The sequence below is a fragment of the Flavobacterium gyeonganense genome, assembly GCF_029625295.1.
Classification (GTDB): Bacteria; Bacteroidota; Bacteroidia; order Flavobacteriales; family Flavobacteriaceae; genus Flavobacterium; species Flavobacterium gyeonganense.
In genome coordinates, this window is sequence record NZ_CP121112.1 from 459,991 (window position 1) to 478,804 (window position 18,814).

The 18,814-nt window shown below is 31.4% G+C and carries 23 protein-coding genes; 1 reads left to right on the plus strand and 22 read right to left on the minus strand.

The genetic code is table 11. The features are described from left to right. Positions 1-52 precede the first annotated feature (52 nt). Positions 53-898: a KPN_02809 family neutral zinc metallopeptidase gene (gene ypfJ, locus P5P89_RS01795; protein ID WP_278010477.1), complete on the plus strand. Its 846-nt coding sequence runs from the start codon at positions 53-55 to the stop codon at positions 896-898. 89 nt (positions 899-987) lie between these two features. Here ypfJ and P5P89_RS01800 read toward each other — a convergent pair whose 3' ends face one another. From P5P89_RS01800 to P5P89_RS01905, 22 genes are all read right to left on the minus strand, one after another. Further along, positions 988-2,826, minus strand: a complete 1,839-nt coding sequence (locus tag P5P89_RS01800) for a type VI secretion system baseplate subunit TssF (protein WP_278010478.1) — start codon at positions 2,824-2,826, stop codon at positions 988-990. Positions 2,827-3,292: 466 nt separating this feature from the next. Further along, entirely contained in the window at positions 3,293-3,472 is a 180-nt protein-coding gene (locus P5P89_RS01805; protein WP_278010479.1) for a toxin-antitoxin system YwqK family antitoxin, read from the minus strand. A gap of 202 nt (positions 3,473-3,674) precedes the next feature. Continuing rightward, positions 3,675-3,803: a hypothetical protein gene (locus P5P89_RS01810; protein WP_278010480.1), complete on the minus strand. Its 129-nt coding sequence runs from the start codon at positions 3,801-3,803 to the stop codon at positions 3,675-3,677. A 62-nt stretch (positions 3,804-3,865) separates the two neighbouring features. Then, positions 3,866-4,054: a hypothetical protein gene (locus P5P89_RS01815; protein ID WP_278010481.1), complete on the minus strand. Its 189-nt coding sequence runs from the start codon at positions 4,052-4,054 to the stop codon at positions 3,866-3,868. Positions 4,055-4,305: 251 nt separating this feature from the next. Next, the gene (locus tag P5P89_RS01820; RefSeq protein ID WP_278010482.1) at positions 4,306-5,007 is read right to left on the minus strand and encodes a hypothetical protein; all 702 of its coding nucleotides are present in this window, start codon (positions 5,005-5,007) and stop codon (positions 4,306-4,308) included. Further along, a complete protein-coding gene (locus P5P89_RS01825; protein ID WP_278010483.1) occupies positions 4,985-5,266 on the minus strand; it encodes a hypothetical protein in 282 nt (93 codons plus the stop codon). The genes P5P89_RS01820 and P5P89_RS01825 overlap by 23 nt, the downstream gene beginning before the upstream one ends. A gap of 28 nt (positions 5,267-5,294) precedes the next feature. After that, positions 5,295-5,537 (minus strand): hypothetical protein, encoded by a 243-nt coding sequence (locus tag P5P89_RS01830; protein WP_278010484.1) that lies wholly within the window; start codon positions 5,535-5,537, stop codon positions 5,295-5,297. A 104-nt stretch (positions 5,538-5,641) separates the two neighbouring features. After that, entirely contained in the window at positions 5,642-6,991 is a 1,350-nt protein-coding gene (locus P5P89_RS01835) for a hypothetical protein (RefSeq protein WP_278010485.1), read from the minus strand. Between the two features lie 2 nt (positions 6,992-6,993). Then, entirely contained in the window at positions 6,994-8,796 is a 1,803-nt protein-coding gene (locus tag P5P89_RS01840; RefSeq protein ID WP_278010486.1) for a type VI secretion system Vgr family protein, read from the minus strand. 28 nt (positions 8,797-8,824) lie between these two features. Then, a complete protein-coding gene (gene tssD / locus P5P89_RS01845; protein WP_223682522.1) occupies positions 8,825-9,220 on the minus strand; it encodes a type VI secretion system tube protein TssD in 396 nt (131 codons plus the stop codon). A 128-nt stretch (positions 9,221-9,348) separates the two neighbouring features. Further along, entirely contained in the window at positions 9,349-9,735 is a 387-nt protein-coding gene (gene tssD / locus P5P89_RS01850; protein WP_110345063.1) for a type VI secretion system tube protein TssD, read from the minus strand. A 98-nt stretch (positions 9,736-9,833) separates the two neighbouring features. Next, a complete protein-coding gene (locus tag P5P89_RS01855; RefSeq protein WP_278010487.1) occupies positions 9,834-10,265 on the minus strand; it encodes a GPW/gp25 family protein in 432 nt (143 codons plus the stop codon). 11 nt (positions 10,266-10,276) lie between these two features. Further along, on the minus strand, positions 10,277-10,582 hold the full coding sequence (locus P5P89_RS01860) for a hypothetical protein (RefSeq protein ID WP_278010488.1): 306 nt from the start codon (positions 10,580-10,582) through the stop codon (positions 10,277-10,279). A gap of 14 nt (positions 10,583-10,596) precedes the next feature. Beyond that, positions 10,597-10,989 (minus strand): type 2 periplasmic-binding domain-containing protein, encoded by a 393-nt coding sequence (locus tag P5P89_RS01865; RefSeq protein WP_278010489.1) that lies wholly within the window; start codon positions 10,987-10,989, stop codon positions 10,597-10,599. 75 nt (positions 10,990-11,064) lie between these two features. After that, positions 11,065-11,595 carry a hypothetical protein gene (locus P5P89_RS01870; RefSeq protein ID WP_278010490.1) on the minus strand — a complete coding sequence of 177 codons (531 nt, stop codon included), beginning with the start codon at positions 11,593-11,595 and terminating at the stop codon, positions 11,065-11,067. Positions 11,596-11,689: 94 nt separating this feature from the next. Next, positions 11,690-13,066 carry a DUF5458 family protein gene (locus tag P5P89_RS01875; protein WP_278010491.1) on the minus strand — a complete coding sequence of 459 codons (1,377 nt, stop codon included), beginning with the start codon at positions 13,064-13,066 and terminating at the stop codon, positions 11,690-11,692. A 19-nt stretch (positions 13,067-13,085) separates the two neighbouring features. Next, positions 13,086-13,535 (minus strand): hypothetical protein, encoded by a 450-nt coding sequence (locus P5P89_RS01880; protein WP_278010492.1) that lies wholly within the window; start codon positions 13,533-13,535, stop codon positions 13,086-13,088. Between the two features lie 54 nt (positions 13,536-13,589). After that, positions 13,590-14,102, minus strand: coding sequence for a type VI secretion system TssO (gene tssO / locus P5P89_RS01885; protein WP_031457441.1), 513 nt, complete (start codon positions 14,100-14,102; stop codon positions 13,590-13,592). A 22-nt stretch (positions 14,103-14,124) separates the two neighbouring features. Continuing rightward, positions 14,125-15,294: a hypothetical protein gene (locus tag P5P89_RS01890; RefSeq protein WP_278010493.1), complete on the minus strand. Its 1,170-nt coding sequence runs from the start codon at positions 15,292-15,294 to the stop codon at positions 14,125-14,127. A 29-nt stretch (positions 15,295-15,323) separates the two neighbouring features. Next, entirely contained in the window at positions 15,324-16,484 is a 1,161-nt protein-coding gene (locus P5P89_RS01895) for a tetratricopeptide repeat protein (RefSeq protein WP_278010494.1), read from the minus strand. Positions 16,485-16,640: 156 nt separating this feature from the next. Beyond that, positions 16,641-17,804, minus strand: a complete 1,164-nt coding sequence (locus P5P89_RS01900; protein WP_278010495.1) for an XAC2610-related protein — start codon at positions 17,802-17,804, stop codon at positions 16,641-16,643. A gap of 83 nt (positions 17,805-17,887) precedes the next feature. Next, the gene (locus P5P89_RS01905; RefSeq protein ID WP_278010496.1) at positions 17,888-18,805 is read right to left on the minus strand and encodes a hypothetical protein; all 918 of its coding nucleotides are present in this window, start codon (positions 18,803-18,805) and stop codon (positions 17,888-17,890) included. Between the last annotated feature and the right edge of the window lie 9 nt (positions 18,806-18,814).

Below are 18,814 nucleotides of genomic sequence, written 5' to 3' on the forward strand. Positions count from 1 at the left end.
ATAAATTAGTGTTGGATAAATTCCCCAATTAACTTAAAAATTATATTCTTTTATGAAATGGTTAGGAAGAAGACAAAGTGACAATGTTGAAGATAGAAGAGGTTTCTCCGGAGGAAAAGCTGTTCTGGGAGGCGGCGTTATCGGGATTATTATTTTACTGCTGAATGTTTTTGGGGGTGAAACCGGAAAAACTGTTGGAAGTGCTTTAGAGCAACTTCAAGGCAGTACGCAACAAACTGAGACGGCAGCCCCGTTAAGTGCAGCCGATAAAAAGATGGGCGATTTTGTACGTGTTACACTAGCTTATAATGAAGACATCTGGGGTAAAATATTTGCTGAAAACGGCATGACTTATAAAAACCCAAAACTGGTCCTTTTTAGAGGATCTGTGCAAACTGCCTGCGGTGGTGCCTCTTCGGCATCAGGACCTTTTTACTGCCCGGGTGATCAGAAAGTGTATATGGACCTTGATTTTTTTGATGAGCTTAAAACCAAGTTTGGTGCAAAAGGCGGAGATTTTGCCATTGCTTATGTCATTGCCCACGAAATAGGCCATCATGTGCAGACGCTGTTAGGCACCTCAGCCAAAATGCGTGAAGCCCAAGAAGGAAAAAGCGAGGCCGAGGCCAATAAATTATCTGTTGCCCTGGAACTACAGGCTGATTTTTATGCCGGAGTATGGACCCATTATAATAAAGAAAACCTAGATACCGGCGATATTGAAGAAGCCCTGAGTGCTGCGAATGCCGTTGGGGATGACGCTATCCAAAGTAAAATGCAAGGCCAGGTTGTACCCGATTCGTTTACACACGGTACTTCTGAGCAGCGTATGTACTGGTTTAAAAAAGGATTTAGCAGCGGTGATATTCATCAGGGAAATACTTTTGAAGACATTTAATCATTTTAAAACCAACCAATAATAACCAGAAAAGCATGATTTAACGTCATGCTTTTTTTATTTTGAATACTTATAACTTTGCTTAGATACTAATTTTCTATAAACAATCTATATGGAAATACATTTGAAGATTTGTTTATTAGGTTTTTCATATAGCTTTCACACAAATAATCCCATTCTGTTATTGATAAGGATTCTTTTTCTGCCTGATTGGTTTTTATATGAATATCAACAGTGCGGCTAAAACCTGCTTTACTTGAAATTTCTTTTCGGGTACCTTTTTCAATTTTAACATCATTAATATAACTTTTAAAATGATTAAAACTAAATGCTTTTATATCTGCAAAAGTTACTATCCTTCCCCTTGTCAACAAAGCATTTCTGTATTCTAAAATTCGGTCTTTATTATTTTGTTTGTTTGTCCCTCCTACTGTATTGGTAACCAGGATTGTTTCCTTACTCATAAAAAACAAATCATCTTTGGCCTCCAAAACTGTTCCGGCTTTAATGTCATTACCGTCTTCTGCACAAGTTGACCAATAACTGATTGTAAATGTTTTCCCGGAAGATTCATTCACTTTGGGTTTAATCATTAAATAAGGGTCATTATTTTTAGAAAAATTACTTTCTTTGGCTTGCTGTTCAACAGAGGCTAGTAATTGATTAATCTCTATCAAAGAACTATTCATAAAATCTTTTCCTAAACCGGCAAAAGAAGAACTTTCATCTTTTAATAAGTCCAATACATTCTGAAGCAGTTCTGAAGCTGATCTTGAATCAAATCTCGAAACTCCTCCTGTACGTAATACCGCATTTCCTTCTTCGAGTACATCATCGCTAAAATCTTTAATTTCATAATGATTTGCATATGTATCCACAATCGCATCTACATCCAGATAAATATCATTACCTGTATCTAATGCTACGTACGACAAAAACCCTCCAAGAGTTTTGTTTATCACATGACGTTTTTTATTAATCACCGGAAAACAATTTGCCGTAAAAGATACATTATCTAATATTTGAGGAATTAAAGATTCCGGAAAAACCATTTTTATCCAAATAACAGGACTTCCGTTATGATTTGTTATATTCTCAAAAAACTTATATTCAGGATTATATTCGTTTATTTTTTTATGTTTTAATACTCCTTTTAGCGTATAAAAATTATCAAAATAAAACTCGTTTACTTCCTGCATCAATTCACTCAGGTGTGTATAATTGCGGTTTATTATGTTTTCGATATCAAGACTATTTACCGGAACATTATACCCCTCTTTTACTTTAATTTCTATATCATCATGATAGCATTTCATTTGCTTTAGATAATAATAAAACATTTCTTTTTGGTGGATATTTTTAATATCGATATACAGCATCAAATCCTCCAACTCAAATACATTTGCATCTTTTAATTCGATACCCAAAAATACTTCTCCGGAGGGCAGTGAATGCTTGTAATCTCTAACTGCATCTTTATAAAACAGATTAGAAACCTCATACAGATTTCTTTCGTACGCTACATATCTAACCTCACAAGAAGATAATTTTACTTCCAGGGTTGGCGAAAGAACAATTTCTTTAGTAATAGGTGCCAAAGGATTATAAATATTGTGCAGCCTTCTGCTCACCGTCATTTGGTTCTGCAGAGAAATTTTCATATTATTATCTATTGGCAAAGCATACATGATTGCTCTGGCCGGTTTAGCACCGGCAGCAACTTCAGGAAACATAATTTCCAGAACTCTTTCGACTACCCGTGTTTTAGAGTCTTCAAGTTCATGTGCCACTTTTTCTAATTCATACGATAATGCATTTAGCATCATGGACACAACAGGATCAAATGAAGTTTCCATTTCCACATCTGAAAAACCCCATGATCTGGCTGCTCTTTTTAATACCCTGTCTTTTATTCGTTCTTGTCTCATAATTTATTTTGTCTTAAACTTAGAGTCTTCAGCATTTTTATATTCTCTTTTTATTTTTTCTCTCAAATCTTCTATTGAAAATTCACAAAACAAATCATGGTTAGTTTCTTTAATTAATTTTCCTATGTCATTATATTCTTTATCAATGCCTACCCAAAAAACATAAAATTGCAATCCTTCAAATTATAAATTTCCATTTTCATAAAAAGAGTGTATTTGTGTATATGGCGAACTATTTTTTTATCCTTTTAGTAAAACCTTTTGTACTATTCGAATAAACTTGAATCTTATCTTTATTATTATCAAAATAATATCCATTAGAAGCGAACTGTGGATTTTTCATTAAGCCTTCTTAATCTTTTTATCAAAATGCTCAATAGTATCTTTTTTTTGAGTTGCTTTAATCTCTTTTTTCCTTGACTTCTGCAGCTTCTATATCATTAAAGGTTCTCTCCTATGTTTTAAATTAATTTTTAGTCTTAATTAAAATACCATTACTCCAGTTTTCAATTTTAATTACTTTACTGTTTTCATCATAAAATTTCCAAACTCCATTATATTTTCCTTCTGAAAATTCTCCTTCTGCATAAATATAAGGAACAAAAGAAGGATTATCGTCTCCTGGAATAAATAATTGTAATACCATCTAAAACTTGGCATTCGTTATTTATTTCCAAACAACTAGTGTCTTTACCAAAGACCAAACTTATATGCCCATTCAATTTTCTAATGATACTATCATGATTCCATTATCTTTTTTATGATATGAATAATCAATTTTTGTTTTCCATTGTATTTTCATCCATAATTAAGTTTTTAGTATCTACAAGAGAATCTTTTATATAAAATCATTTTTCAATTAACCTGCCTTTATCATTATATAATTTCAAAGTATCTGTGAAATATCCATCTTTAGTTTCTATTTCAAAATAAATTGTTCCATTGCTATGAACTTCTTTCCAGAGACCTGTTCCCATTTTGAAATAAGTAGAATAAATAATATTACCTTTATTGTCATACTGTCTGAAAATGCTATCTCTTAAGCCATGCTTAAATATTCCTTTGTAAATAATCTTTCTACTTCTTTCGTTTTTGTAATAGTATCATATTTAACAATTGCCGATTGCCAAAGACCTTCTTTGAAACCATTAATAATTTTTCCTTCTCTAATGGAATTTCTGTATTCTACATTAGCAAAAGTTGTATCTTCATAAGGGAAAATCTTCATACACTTTATCATTTATGGAACTATCATAAAATCCAATAAATTCACTTTTAATTGGTTCTTCAAATCTAGGATACTTTAAACAAGCATATTTCTTACTACAAAGCCACTGAGGATGTTTTGGAAAATTGACAGTTGTGCATGATATACATATCACGGAAGTTAAAACAAGAAAAAATGGTGTTTTTTTTATTTCCATTTAAATTAAACTTAAAAAAATAAACATATAAAGAAAAGTCTCTTCCCTGACAAACTTAATCTGGTTGAGGCCTTACATCTAAAACCTTATATACAAATTGTTTTTCAGTGTTGGGTATTTCTTTATTTAGAATTGGAATAGTAAATATTACCAGTCTTTTATCTACAGTTTTATCATCTAATCTGTATTCTTCTACTTCATTACCATTTGTAACAACTAGTTGTCCATCTAGACGGATTCTGAAAAAATCCTCTGGTCTTTTTATCTTATCAAAATTTATTTTTTCATCATCATAATTGCAAATATTTCTATAATAATGAAATTCCTCTTTCGCATTTATTATAGTAAGCCTGCCATTCTTGAAATCATTTTTTAATTGGTCATAATCATTATTTGATTGAATAGTACGACCTTCTTTAACCCCCTCGCTATTAGAACAATAAAAACAATAATGATTTGGATAGAATTGTTTTATTGAATTTGTTAAATCAACCCCGATTTTTTTATTACTAATATTTTTTATTACAAATTTTACATAATAATTCTTTTGATCAAAAAAATTGTAAATAACTCTCTCAATACTTATTTCAGCACTTATACCTTTAAAAATAATTTGTCTTAAACTATCTGAATTTTGAATTTTAACATCGACTGCTGAAACTTTTACAGATTCTTTTGTATCATATTTAGTTTTGCATCCAAACAATATTACCGAAGCAATTATAATAAAAATACTATTTGTTATTTTCGTAATCATTACGCATTATTTTAATTTGATGATGTAAAAACTTAAAACATTGAACTTCCCAATTTCCATTATTATAAATCGGCTCAGTATAATCCATTGTATTTTTAGTGCTATTTTCCTTAAAATAAATATAATTTGATATCAATTGCAAATATTCAATTTCTAAACTATATTTTAATACTTCTTCATATAATTTTAAACAGTCTTCTTGAATTAAGTTAAACTTTTCTTTAAAATTAAATATTTTTTCATTTACAATTTCCTGCAATTTAATTTTAGCTTCTAAGTTATATTTTTTATAATCCGTATTTCTTTTTTTCTGTTTTGCAGTTTTCTATATATATATCTTTAGAAACAACTTTACCACCCCAAGAATATGAAGAATACAAAGTTTTGTCATTAATTCTACTATTATAATCTTTTATCCTAGCCTCATAATATAAATTTGAATTATCAATACATTTAATCAAAGTACCTTTTCTTATTTGAAACTCTGTAAATTGACTAGTTGAATATGATCTTGCTAATAATGATTTCAACTTTTTTGATACTTTATCAATATTGTTTTGATACTCATTTTTAATTTTTTCAATACATGCGTCGATAGTCTCTTTTTTATACTTTTCGATATAATCTTTTCTATCTAGAAACTCTTTTTGTTTTTCTCTCTTATAAATGTGTGAGTTAATCCAAGCATATGCGCAATTTCATGAGCATAAGTTCCACCATCTTTATTCGATGAATAAACAAACAGGGCATTATGATCAAGTGGGAAAGTTCTACTGAATGCACCTACTTTATCTTTTTCACATTCATAATCTGCTAAAACAATTAATGCTTTATTATAGATTTGTGATTTCGATTTTAGCTTTTCCTTATATAAATTAATTGTTGTATAATCAATCGTATCTTCGCTTATTACATCTTTAATCTCTTGTATTTCTGTTTCAGTTCTAACTTCTTTTCCATCTTTAGTATATGAAATTTGTAATTTTTTTCTAGTCTTAACATGGTTTTCTTTAAACAATTCCTTCTTTCCCCATTCCTCCTTATCAAATGCATAGAAATAATCATCAAGATCTGTACTATCAAGCTGATCAAACATTAACTGATTTTCTATTTCTATTTCATAACCTGCCTGATTAAGAGATTTTTCGTTTAAATATTTCTTGATATCGTTATCCTTAAATTTTTGAAATAAAGCTTTAGCTTTTTCATTTGGAGTACCATCAGCAGAAACTAAAGCAATAACTCTAAATTTTAAAGTCAATACTTTATTTTCCATCATTGTTAGTCCACCTACGGCATGAGAACCTGTCGTTGAATTACTGTGATTGAAATCATACGTCTTTTCAGACCCAGCTTTTAAGCATGTTATTTTTAAATCAAGCTTTCCTGCTTCGGTCAACTTTTTCTTAGCTGTTTTGCCTTCTTTTTCTCCACCAACGATTTCAAATTCATAAAATTCGTCTCCCGTAATAGCAATAACATCATCTGTTATTTCAGCTTGCCAAAGCATTATTTCAGCACTTAACGTTATACTTTGTCCCGGTTTAATTAAAACATACGGTATATCAACATGTTTACTAATAGGATTAAATTTATAATGATCCTGTATTGCGTGTTTTGCTCCAATTTCATCCGTACTTTTTTCTACTATATCTCCTCCCAAAGGGTTGGCAGGGTCTTTTTTATAAAAATATTCCACCTCAGAGAAAGGAACATCCTGCATTTTCTCTATCTCTTTTGTTTCTGGATTTACATCGACCCAGTCAAAACCGAATTCTCCATTGTAATTGTCATTTAATCTTACTTTTACATATAGATTTGTTATTTCCAAAGGTTTTGCAGTTTCTGGTTCATCACCAAAAGCTGTACCTCCCTTAGCTGTGAAAGTAGATTTACCACCTACATTTTCCGTATATTCTCTGGTGTACAATTCATATTCCTCGTAAATTTCTGTGTTCTTTCCTGATGATCTGTAGATTGTCATAATTAAAACATGTTAGATTTTTCAGTTGAATTAATTTTGAACTCTCCTTCTGAATGAATATTTTTATCTTTTTCAACATTCATTTCGTGGCTTTCGTGATTATTTACAGCCTTCTTTGCCTGAGACTTTCTTTCGCCTGTAACAATTTCAAATAATTGTCCTTTCACATTAACCATATAATCCACTCCAATTGATAAGGTATGCATCAAGCCGACAGTAGTAGTTTTGTCACCGCCTGCACTTTCAGAAATATTCATTCCAGCGTTCACACTAATATTTTTACTTGCTGACAAATTAATATCAGAAGCATTCACAGAAAAAGTTTTTGGCGCATTTACATCAATATTTCCCTGACCATCCATTTTCCATGTATTACCACTCGGATCATCAATTAAAATACTTCCATCACCGTCGTTCAAAATAAATTTGATTCCTGAACGCGTGTGAATCGCCTTAACATTATTCTGACCGTCTGCATAACCGCTGGTAGCACTTCCATTGTATTGAGTCCCTAAAACATACGGATTCTGTGCATTACTTCCTTCAAAACCTACCAAAACCTCTTCATCGATTTCCGGAATAAAGTAAAATCCTTTTCCTGAGCCTGAATGTGGCTGTATCATTCTTAGCCACTCGCTTGAATTGTTTCCGCCTGCCCAGTTGAACTGTACTTTTACACGCCCTAATCCTTCCGGATCATTGTTGTCTTTTACTTTGGCAGGCTGTGTTTCTGCTTTTGCAAATACATTTACCTCTGTATAATGAGGGGCTGCAACGTCTGCCGGAATGGCTTTGAAATTACAGGAATAATTTCCATGGACCTGAGAAATATGTGTTACTTCTGTCACAATCAGTTCATGCTCTACAGTCTGGTTTATGATGCTGAAAACCTGTCCAAGTCCTAACGGAAAATAAGAGGTTCCGCTGTAATACACACTATTGGCGTCGCTGCCTGCTGTTTGCAGTCTGACCATTTCTTCGATTTCTTCACTGCTTTGGGCATTGGTCGTGTAAGCTCCATTATTCAAATCGTTTTGGGTAACGGTTCCCTGATTGTGTCCTACAACGGCAGAGAAACTGTCTTTACTTCCTGAGGATGTTCTTGCTGCCGAATTACGAATATTGGATGCTCCATTGTAATCATACCCTCCCAAAGAAATTTTATGGGAAGCCATATTGGTCTGGATTTTAAAACCATGCAGCGAAGACCCGTTGATGAGTTTTATTTTACTGGTTTTGGTCTGTCCAAACTGCATTCGCATTCCGTCAAAATAAAACCATTGTCCGTAACGTCTGGCCAATCGTTTTAAGAAATCAAAATTGGTTTCATTATACTGGGCCATGTATTTGAACTCCTGAAGATAGGTAGATTTTATAGCATCTCTTTCATAAAACTCTCCAGGACCTTCGGCTAAAATATCCAGCACGATATCATTCATACTTCTTTGCTGGTAGGTTCTCGATTTTTTCATGTCATCCAGAACAATAGTATGGCTGATACCTTTTACATGCAATCCTTCGGCGCTGCCATGAAGATCTATAGAAGAAAGTTCTGTAATGATTCCTTTGCTCATCAACCTGATTCCGGTAAGGCTTTTAAAGGTAAAGATAACTTCATCTCCAAGATACGTTCGCAATGCCTTTGCCTGATCTGCCGGATTGATGATCGCCTTGCCTGTGTATTGCCATACAAAAGAAAAATGATGGTGATCGGCCATCTTTTGTGACAGTTCTAAATTATGATAAACGACGTTTTGGGTAAAACTCCCTATGCTGATATGAACCTGTTCTGAAAAATGTCCCATAATACTATTATTTATTGGTTCTTTACAATTAGCTTAAGGCAATCCAGTTGTTAGAAAATTTCGCATCGCCAAAAGTCAATTCTTTAGCCACTAATTCTATAGTAATTTTCATAGGCACTTCGGTAGTACTCGTAAATTGTTCGTCATAACCAATACAAAATGCTTTCGTAAACGTAAGCTCTTTCATTTTGCTCATAGCATCTCTTCTGTAAAAAATGATTTTACCATCTTTTGTTAAATCACCGTTTAACATCCAGGATAGAAAATTACTGTTTTGAGTGGCCTCAATTATCATTTTAATAATTCCGCCTTTCGCATTTCCTGTAGGTTTACTTGTATTATCAATTTCCTGTCTGAAACTTACATTAAATTCAAGGACATTATATTCTTCTCCGTCTATATTTAATTTAGATAAAAAACTCATTTGTAGATTTGTTAGGTTATTAAAAGATTTGAAATAGATTTAGTGCTGATTAAACAAAAAAGGAAGTCCCATAGCAGGACTCCCTTTAATAGTTTCAAGCTTAAAAAAGTTTGATAAAGTCCAAAGGATTATACCCAAGCATTATCAAATTCCCCTCCGCCCATCGAAATTTTGCGTGCTGAAATCATAAAAGTCTCCGTTAAAGGAGTATCACTGTTATGATCAAAGTTTTCTTTGTACTTAACCATGTAAGCCTCTGTAAACTTTAGCTCTTTTAAAGTAGCATTCGAATCACGTTTGATGAACTTTACAGAACCATCTTTTCTTTCGAAATTATTGGTCATCCACTCAAACAATTCAGTACTTCCTGTAGATTCTACTTCAAGCATAATTCTTCCTCCACGAGTTACTGTGGATGGACGCCCTGAAGCATCTGTTTCCTGAGCTAAATCATAACTCACATTCAATACTTTGTAATCCTTTCCGGCTACTGACAACGATGTTAAAAACGACATAATAAAATTTTTTTAATTATTAATTTATTTATTCATAGGGCAAATATAAAAATAATTCTTACAATTAAAAATAAATTAACACTATTTTATTTACTTTTTTATTTATAAGATAATGGGCCTACAAAAAAGTATCCCTTAAAATCGAAAATTCTATTGGTACTTTTTATTGTGGCATCTATTATAATGTCAACCTTCTTCTTTGCCCTGCTCATATCATCTACAAAAAAAGTTTCTTCTGACAATTCTACCCTGAGATCATTAAGTTTAATCCTGCCCTCATGTAAAAGCAAAGATTGTTTCATGGTTTTCGATATTATTTCTTTAAGCGTATTTTCATTCATAAGTAAATCAAAATCGATCTCCCATATTTTAGATCCAAAAGTTTCATCAAATTTACATTCGCCAAATGTAGTTGTAGCCAGCAAAATTATTTGTTGGGCAATAGAATGTTCAATGGATGTTTTTTCTAATTCTTTTTTCTGAATGATGGCATTAAAATCTATCGGCAGTTTATAAAAAGCTCCTTTCATATCTTCCTCAATTAAATATAAATTACCCTGTCTGTTTTTCCATTATATCCTGTTTCTATAGCTTTAGAAACTTTTTTCCTCTTAATAATACTAAGTGTTACTTTTGGTGTAAGTTTCAAAAATTTCTCCCGGTACAAAATATCACCAATAAAACGTTTGCCTTTATTTTCGTCAACAACAATAAAATAACTTGTTCCTTTTTCAATTTTGAGTGTATTGATATCTCCTGCAAAAAGCTGAATATTTTGATTCTCTTTTTGAAAAGTATACCAGAGTTCTTCGTCATTTAATTTTCTGAATTTCGAAATATCAAACACTTCTATTTCTTCTTTTAAAGGTTCAAAAGGGATATTTTCAAAAGAAAATTCTTTGGAGCTAAAAATTTCAGTCCAAAAAAACTCCAAATTCCTTTTTTTGTGGTTTTTTCTTTATAAAAAAATGTATCACGTGTAACTTTATATATTTCTTTTTCATTGGTTTTATCATCGGTTACAATCATTTGATATGTTGGAACTTCAATTTCTACAGGAATTTCAGAGCTTTCAAAAAATGTTTTGAGATTTACTGTTCCCACTTCCTGCTCTGAAATTATGATACTGATCGTATGCTTCTTTAAAGCTGAATCTGTTCTGACAACCACATCCCCTTCTCCGCTGCCGGCATAAAAAACAGAACCTTTATTGTCTGTAAGTCCTAATGAAAGATTTAATTCTGGAAATGGCATATTTTAGCTATTTAGGTGATGAATTTTAATTTTATAAAAAAGAAAGCTTATCTATAAACTATCTGAAATTTTAAGCTAACTCTTTTTTCTAATCTTATATACTTTCAAACAATTGAGATAATGTTTGAAATTCTCATTATCGACAGCACTCGGACTAAATTCATAATCTCTTTTAAGCGTGTAAAATTTTATCGAATTAATGGTGTTAGCATTAAGCTTTTTTATATCTGCACCTGTGAGTTCCATAACAGCTGTACCGTCACAATTTACTGAAAATGAATTCTTTAAAATATACATATCTCCATTTTTGAAATAAAGTTCTAATGGTTGTTCCTGCTTTACACAAACATTATCTGTAAATATTTTAAAGTATAGATACAAACTACCTTTTCTTTTCCCAAGCTGCAATACCGCGTATTCAGAATCTTCATTAAAAACTCTCAACAAAATTGGAGGTGCACTTGCAAAAAGTTTCCCCGAAAGCAACAAATCATTTTGCGAAACAGGGCAGTTTATTTCACTTAGTACAGGTATTTTTTGAGCTTTAACCGAATTTGAAGCTGTTAACAATACAATGATTGCAAGGAAAATTTTAAGTAGGTTCATAAATTTGAATTATTTGGTTTGACCATTCAAAAGATCAATGTTTTGTTTAAAAAGGAAACATAAAATATGTTTCCTTTTTATAGAGCTATTACTATTATTTTTGCTCGTAATCAGTATCCCATTCAGTTCCGTCATCTCCTTTGTGTCCATCCATTTTGATCAGGAAGTTTTTTGCCGGGAAATAAGGTTTCATATGGATATCCATATAAATTCTGTCTTTCTGAATTGGATCCTGCTCGAATCTGCGGATTTCAAAATTTTCAATCAATTTATCAGGACCTGTGATTCCGTCAAGGAAAGCTACAATCTGATTCATGATTTCTTTACGCGTTTTTGCTGTAAAGTTTTCGAAAGCACGACGATTAAGGAAATCCATTAATACTTTGGTCACATAATCAAAAACACGAACAACTGAATAGGTCTGTAATCCTAAATTATCACCGCTGAATAATGTTTTGGCAGAGAAAGCCATTACTTTTCCGTACTCGTTTACCATAGGAACCAGTCCTAAGTTTTCAAGGTTCGCAATTTCACTTTTCTTAAGATCAAATTTTACTCCGTCAACTTCATTGATTCCACCGAATTTTTTACCAGCTGTAACCTGAGACATCAACGTTTTGTAAATTTTTCCGGCAAGTGCTGCAGAAGGAGCTATGTGTAAGTCTTCATTTTCACCAATCTGGTCAAATCTGCCACGTCCTACTAACCAGTTACAAGTCATAATTACATTAGAACGGTACACATCTCCACCTGTTAAAGAAGCCGCATCAAACATTTCCATTACATCATCCGGTTCGTCAAGGTGTTCGAAATCGGTAACCAGCATTACTTTATTTTCATGTGCAATTTTTGCCCATTTTTCGATTACTTTATTTGAACCTAAATAGCCTGGAATTACCAAAATACCGTAGTTGTTTTTAAGGTCTAAACGATCGTAATTGTCAACCAGTTCTGAATGAATTGCATCGATAAAACGTGTGTTATCAAGATCTTTTAATTGCTCTAAATCAGCATTTACAATCGTTACATTTTTTACTTTATCGGTTTCAGTGTTCTTGAAGAACAATGCAACTGTTCTGTAAGCTGCCTCGATTTCTCTTGTATCTTCAACTGCTTTCGCAAGATTCTTTTTCAACAATGCTTCAGACTCTTTGCTTTTGTCTTCACTTTGTGCCACCATATCAGTCAAAGCTTCATTGTTGCTTAAAACTGAAGACCATAATTCTAAAGTCTTTAAAAGTGTTTCTCTTTCTTTTGCTTTGTTTACTTCTCCAAGGAAGATTTTTCTTCTTGCTTTTCTCTCAGGATTAAGATTCTGAATTCCTTCAATTGACATTTCCAATAAATCAAAACCGCCGTACTTAGCCAGTTTTTCAACATTTTTTTCAATTGAACCTGCTCCGGCAATTACTCTAGGTTCTAATACTGCAGTATCGCCGTCGTTATTTTTATATGCTTCTTTATTTGACATCTCTTCGTATTTTAAAATTTTATTTATTTTGTTTTAATTCATTGATAAGCGTTCCAAGACTTTCTAATAAAGCTTTTTTTGCTTCTCCGTCTTCTAAAGCCGCTTTCAGGATTTTGTTAGATTTTAACTGACGGATGATTTTTTGATACTGGTCTTTTTCTGTTTCCAGTTCAGATAAAAAGTTACTTTGTGATGTAATTCCTTTTATTCCAAAATCTCCCAGGTTTTTAAAATTTAAGGCTTCCACTTTTGTTGCTCCTTCAGCAGTTTCAAAATTCACCTTTACTTGTGGTTTAAAGTGTTCAAATGCTTTTTCGATACTTGTAATTCCTTCAACCAATTCTGGTTTAATAGGTGCATCAACTGTTAATTTCTGAGCAACAAGTGTTCTGTTTTGAGGGATCGCAATGATTGCTTCATCAGCATCTAATTTAACTTCATTACCTCCAATTCCATAATTTGATAACATAATTTTTAATTTTTAGTGATTATTCTATTAATTCTTTTTTACTCTAAATTCTATTTATTGATTTTGATAAATCTGACGGCAGACATCCAGATCCCTGCTTACTTTTTCCAGCTCCTCTTTATATGTTTTTGCTGATTGATTCAAACTGTCTATAAGGTGTGAATTATGCGTAAGGCTTCTGATCTGCTTTTTATAATCGATAATATTCTTGTATGCGAGAATGATATTGTTATACAGCTTTTTATTGTCTGTAGTATCTTTTGGAATTTTCTGATACATATTGGCAATCATAACATTCGCCAAACGCTGCTGAAAATCGTTATCTACTTTTGGTGAATTGATCGAATCAATTGTCATTCTGATACTGTCAATTTTTACCGAAAAATTGGTTTGATAATCGTATTCCCTTTTCATCATTTCGTTTTCTGCCTTAAGCAATTTATTTTCTGCTTTTGGCATATAAAAATTAAAGGATACTGCAATTAACATCACTGAAAAAGTGAGGATAAAGGCTATTAAAAAAGCTATAAATGCTTTTTGACGTTCTTGTTTATTTAATACTTCCATATTTATTATTCGTAATTATTTTTTAATCTTTTATAAAGAAACTGTGTCGTTTAGAAGTATGAACAATATCTTTCTGATCTGTTTCGGCAACAAACAATTCAATATTTTCTTTCTTCTTACCTATGTAATCCAGTTTGTTTAGGGTTTCGTATAATTTTTCAATCTTAACAAGGAAATTCATGACCAATGTTGCTGTTTTATCAATATGCACATGATCGTATCCTGAGTTAATAAGAGATGTAAAAAGTATTTCTAACTCTCCTTGTGATATATCGCACCATTCAGCGAAATAGTTCAGCAGCTCCTCTTTACCCGCTCCCGATTTTGAATCAATAAAGTTTTTGATGACCCTTGCAAATGAAACTACAGTAGTCAGCATTGCTGCAGGATGCTGATGCAAAGCGAACCAACGAAACTGTGTAAGACAACTTCCTAAATAGTAACTCGTCGTATCTGTTAACTGAATTACAGTCTGAGGCAAAACTCCAGATTGTTGAATACGGTTAATTTTTTGAGAAATCTGAACCGAATAAATTTCTATCTGACCAAATGTACGTGCGATCTGTGCGTGCATATCAACCAGTTTTGGATGACAGGAAACAGTTACTGATGGCGGAATATAGTTTTCGTCAAGAATTGTGTTATCCCCAATTAAAACTTTACCGATAGCCAGATAAAAACCTCCGTAGCCTATTCCGGAACGAAACTCCTCTGCTTTAATCAGATGAAGTTTATATTCGGGTTGCGTGTATGGATATCTTGGCGGAACTTCCTCAGGATCGGGCTCTCCAAACGGAATTCTTTTTTTAGAATTAACCGATATACATGCCAGCAATACTAATTGTTCTCCATCCTTAATTTCATAAGTATCTTCCGGATATGGAACCTGAAGGTCTAATGTGTCTGTACTGCTCCTGCTGATTTCAATTCTGGATCCGTTTGGAGTAATCGCATGACATTCTTCTACCCGTACGCGCAATAATTTGTGATTATCGATTCCGAGTGTAATTTTTGTAGCCTCCTTATTTTGATTTCCTGAATCTAGTAATCCATAACTCATGGGTGTGGTATGAATTCCTATTGCATCATTTACCAATTCAGAAACATTGTTCTGCATAGATAAGAAATGGCTTTTGTTTATTTTCATCCCGTCAATCCAGTTTACGGGAAAATGATTTAATTTTTCTATCATATCTTTTATGTATTTCTTTTAACAAAGCTTTATTGCATTTTACCTTTAACTCTGATAATGGCGTTATCATAAACCGTATTTTCTTTTAATTCTTTAGCGAGTTTGTAGTGGTTTAACGCTTCTTCAAAATCATTTTCGTTTTCAAAAATTTTAGCAATATTGTAATAAGCACTGGCTTTTGTAGTGTTTATTGAATTGCCCGATGCATATGTTATCGCTTTCCTGTTTGCATAAATCGCTTCTGCCTTATACCCTTTTTTGATATACATAAGACCTAAATTTCCGTATGCCTGACCAAATGTTGGATAGTATTCTATCGCTTGCTTGTAAAATTCTAAAGCTGCATCAACATCTTTATTTTGATAGGCCTGATCGCCTTTTCTGTTTAACTGCAGTGCTCTCTTCTTATCTTCATTTGAAACGTATACTTGTTCTTCAACATCATTATCACCGTCATTGATCCCAATATCTTTTGTAGTCTTCGAAATAACCGTATTGATATCTATGATTTCTCCATTTTCATTTATTTTGAATAAATTCCAAACGTTACCCGTCTTATTTTTAGGAATGTAATACGTCTTTACTAACGATTGTCCTACGTATACAAAGACTTTTGCATCACTCGCTGATAGTTGAGTTGAGTTGAGATCATCCTTATTGCTGAAATCGTGAACAAAATAATGATAGGTTTCTCCAAATCTTTTGTTTTCAATTGTTATCGTTTCCGGTCCGTAACTATCAGTATCATCTACATCCAGATTAGAGGAAGATCCTATTTGATGCTGAAAAAAGATGTGATTCCCCGGAAAAGTTAAATGCGAATCTAAATCGTACGGATTTTTACCCCAGTTCAATACGATTCTCATTCCGTCTAAATTTTTCATATACGGACTCAACGCATACGTCATATCGTTGCATGGACATTTTACCACCAAACTCGAATAGTTGTCTTTTTTGATAATTAATAATGTGTTTGAATCATCCGGAAATCCACTATTAATTGTGGTTCTCCCTTGATTGTTTGTCAAGCTCTTTGCTGATGATTCGCCATTTCTCTGAATCATTACTTCTGCATTACTAATCACTTTATCTTTTTCGACTGCTGATAATACTTGTACAGATATGTTTTGTGCGCTTACATTTTTACTAAAAACAAGTGCTAAAAAAGGGATTACTAATTTAAATTTCATTTATACTCTTTTATTAAAATTACCTGTGTTGATATCTACATTAAATATTTTATTTAAAGATTTATTGGGTTAATTTTTTAAATTAAACAAGTTTAATCTTAAAAAAATTAGATTATGCAAATTATTAGAATCATATTCAAAAGCCTTATTCTTATCTTATTTAATATCTTCTAAGTTTGAATAGATTTCTTTCCATTCCCCATTACGTTGAATCTGAAACTTATATGTCTGTATTTGACAACATCCTGAGGGATGTGTAATTGTCAATGTCTTTTTATTTTTATTGATTTCGGAGGGACAAAACCTCACTATATCAGTCAAATATGAATCTAATACAAATTGTTGATTTGTTGTTTGAACATAATAAGCATATTGTGGACCTCCATTACTTCCTTGATAATTTATTATTGCAAAATCTTCTAATCCATCAAAGTTTACATCTAAAGCTATTAGCATATTACCCCCTTCTATTTCCTGATAACTATTTATAATCGATTTTTCCATATCAAAATATGAGACAGTACTTGATGAGCTTACATCAAACTCTGTCATTAATGACCCGGGGACAAAATCTATTTGCTGAACTTTATCTGTTTCCTTATTTTTGAGGTTTATCCTAATCTTTTTTGTTTCATTTCCGTCTTCATTTACAATTTTTGATATTGAAAACTTAAAAATAAATTTTTTGAACAAGGTTCTATTTTCGGTTTTTGAATCTACATCTGGTAAAATATTGTCTTTTATAGACAATATGATGGAATTACTTATAATGAAATTTATATCATCGTATCCACTACCTAGTTTTAATATTAACTTATTATTTGTTTCTGATAAATTGAAATTGTATTTTAATTCTATTTCATTTTTATCAAGTTTCACATCAAAACTTTTACTACCAATATATTTTATACTATCTATATCTAATTGATAAACATAAAAAGTATGTCCATATTCTAAAAAAGAATCTATAATTAAAATCATTTTTGACTCATTTTCAAAGAGAAAACTATTAATACCTAACTCTGAGATGGATTCAGTGAGTGAATGATTAAAAGTTTTGTTTTTATATTTAAACTCAATAACTGATTTATTATTAATAACTGAAAACTTATAAAATAAATTCTTTTCATTATTCCCACAATTCGTGGGAGAAAATTGTTCATCATCACAATTTATTGGGATCTGTGAATAACTTGAATTAATCAATTTGCTATTTATCGCTTTAATATTAGCTTTAGACAAACTTGATACAGAATTCATTTTATCCTTTTTGCAAGAGGATAAAATAATTAATAAAAAAATGTATTTAATGTATTTCATAATTGTAAATTTTACTGACCCGATAGCGTGGATTGTAATCCATTCCTATTCAATTACTATGATTGATTAAAAAATAAACCTATTCATTGGTCGGATTTACATTTTACTAAAACGATATTGCCTTCATTTTTTTCATTAATTTCTTGTTGAAACTCACATTCGGTAAATTCTCTCTTTTTTGTTTTACTATTATAAAACCCATACCAATAAAAATATATTGTTTTTTCATTTATCTCTTTAATGGTAGCGATTGGTTTATCATTAACAAAATTTTCCCAATCCATTTTTGTTGCAAAACTCCCCAAATCTTCTGGTTTCTCTTTAAGTTTGTATCTTATTTCTTTCTCAGAATTATTGCCTTTAATTTCAATCATGTCAATATAAATTTGATTAAACATAATCTCTAAAAATGCACTACCTTCTTCAATTTTAATACTAGCATTTCCATTTTCACAATTAACTTTCCAAGTACCTGTAATTTTTTTATTCCCTTTTAAATTATCAATAATTGGACAATCATAACAAACTTCATCACATGGCAGTTCTTTATGTATTGGAATAGTATTAGAAAAAATACTATCTATGAATATATCATTATTTATTTTCCAATATTTTTGATTTTTATCTAATGGAATTATTTTTATAAGACTATCTGCAGTATCTGGAACTTCAAGATTATATTTATAAATTAATTTATAAATAATTTGATTTTCTGAAATTTCTTTGGAAGTAATTTTAAACATAAAATGTTCCTGACCTAAATGATGAAAAATACTATCACCAAACATTACATATTTTTCAAAATTTGCTCCGCAAGGTTTAAATAATATTTTCCCAGAATCAGTTTCAGTAACTTTAAAAAATGTGTGCCCCTCAACATCGATTTTAGAATATTCTTTTATAATTTCACTTTCATTCCCAATGCTTTTATTATCGATTTTATCCTTGCATGAAATTATAATAGATAATAATATTATGTTGAATATAACTTTTAATTTCATTTTGTATAA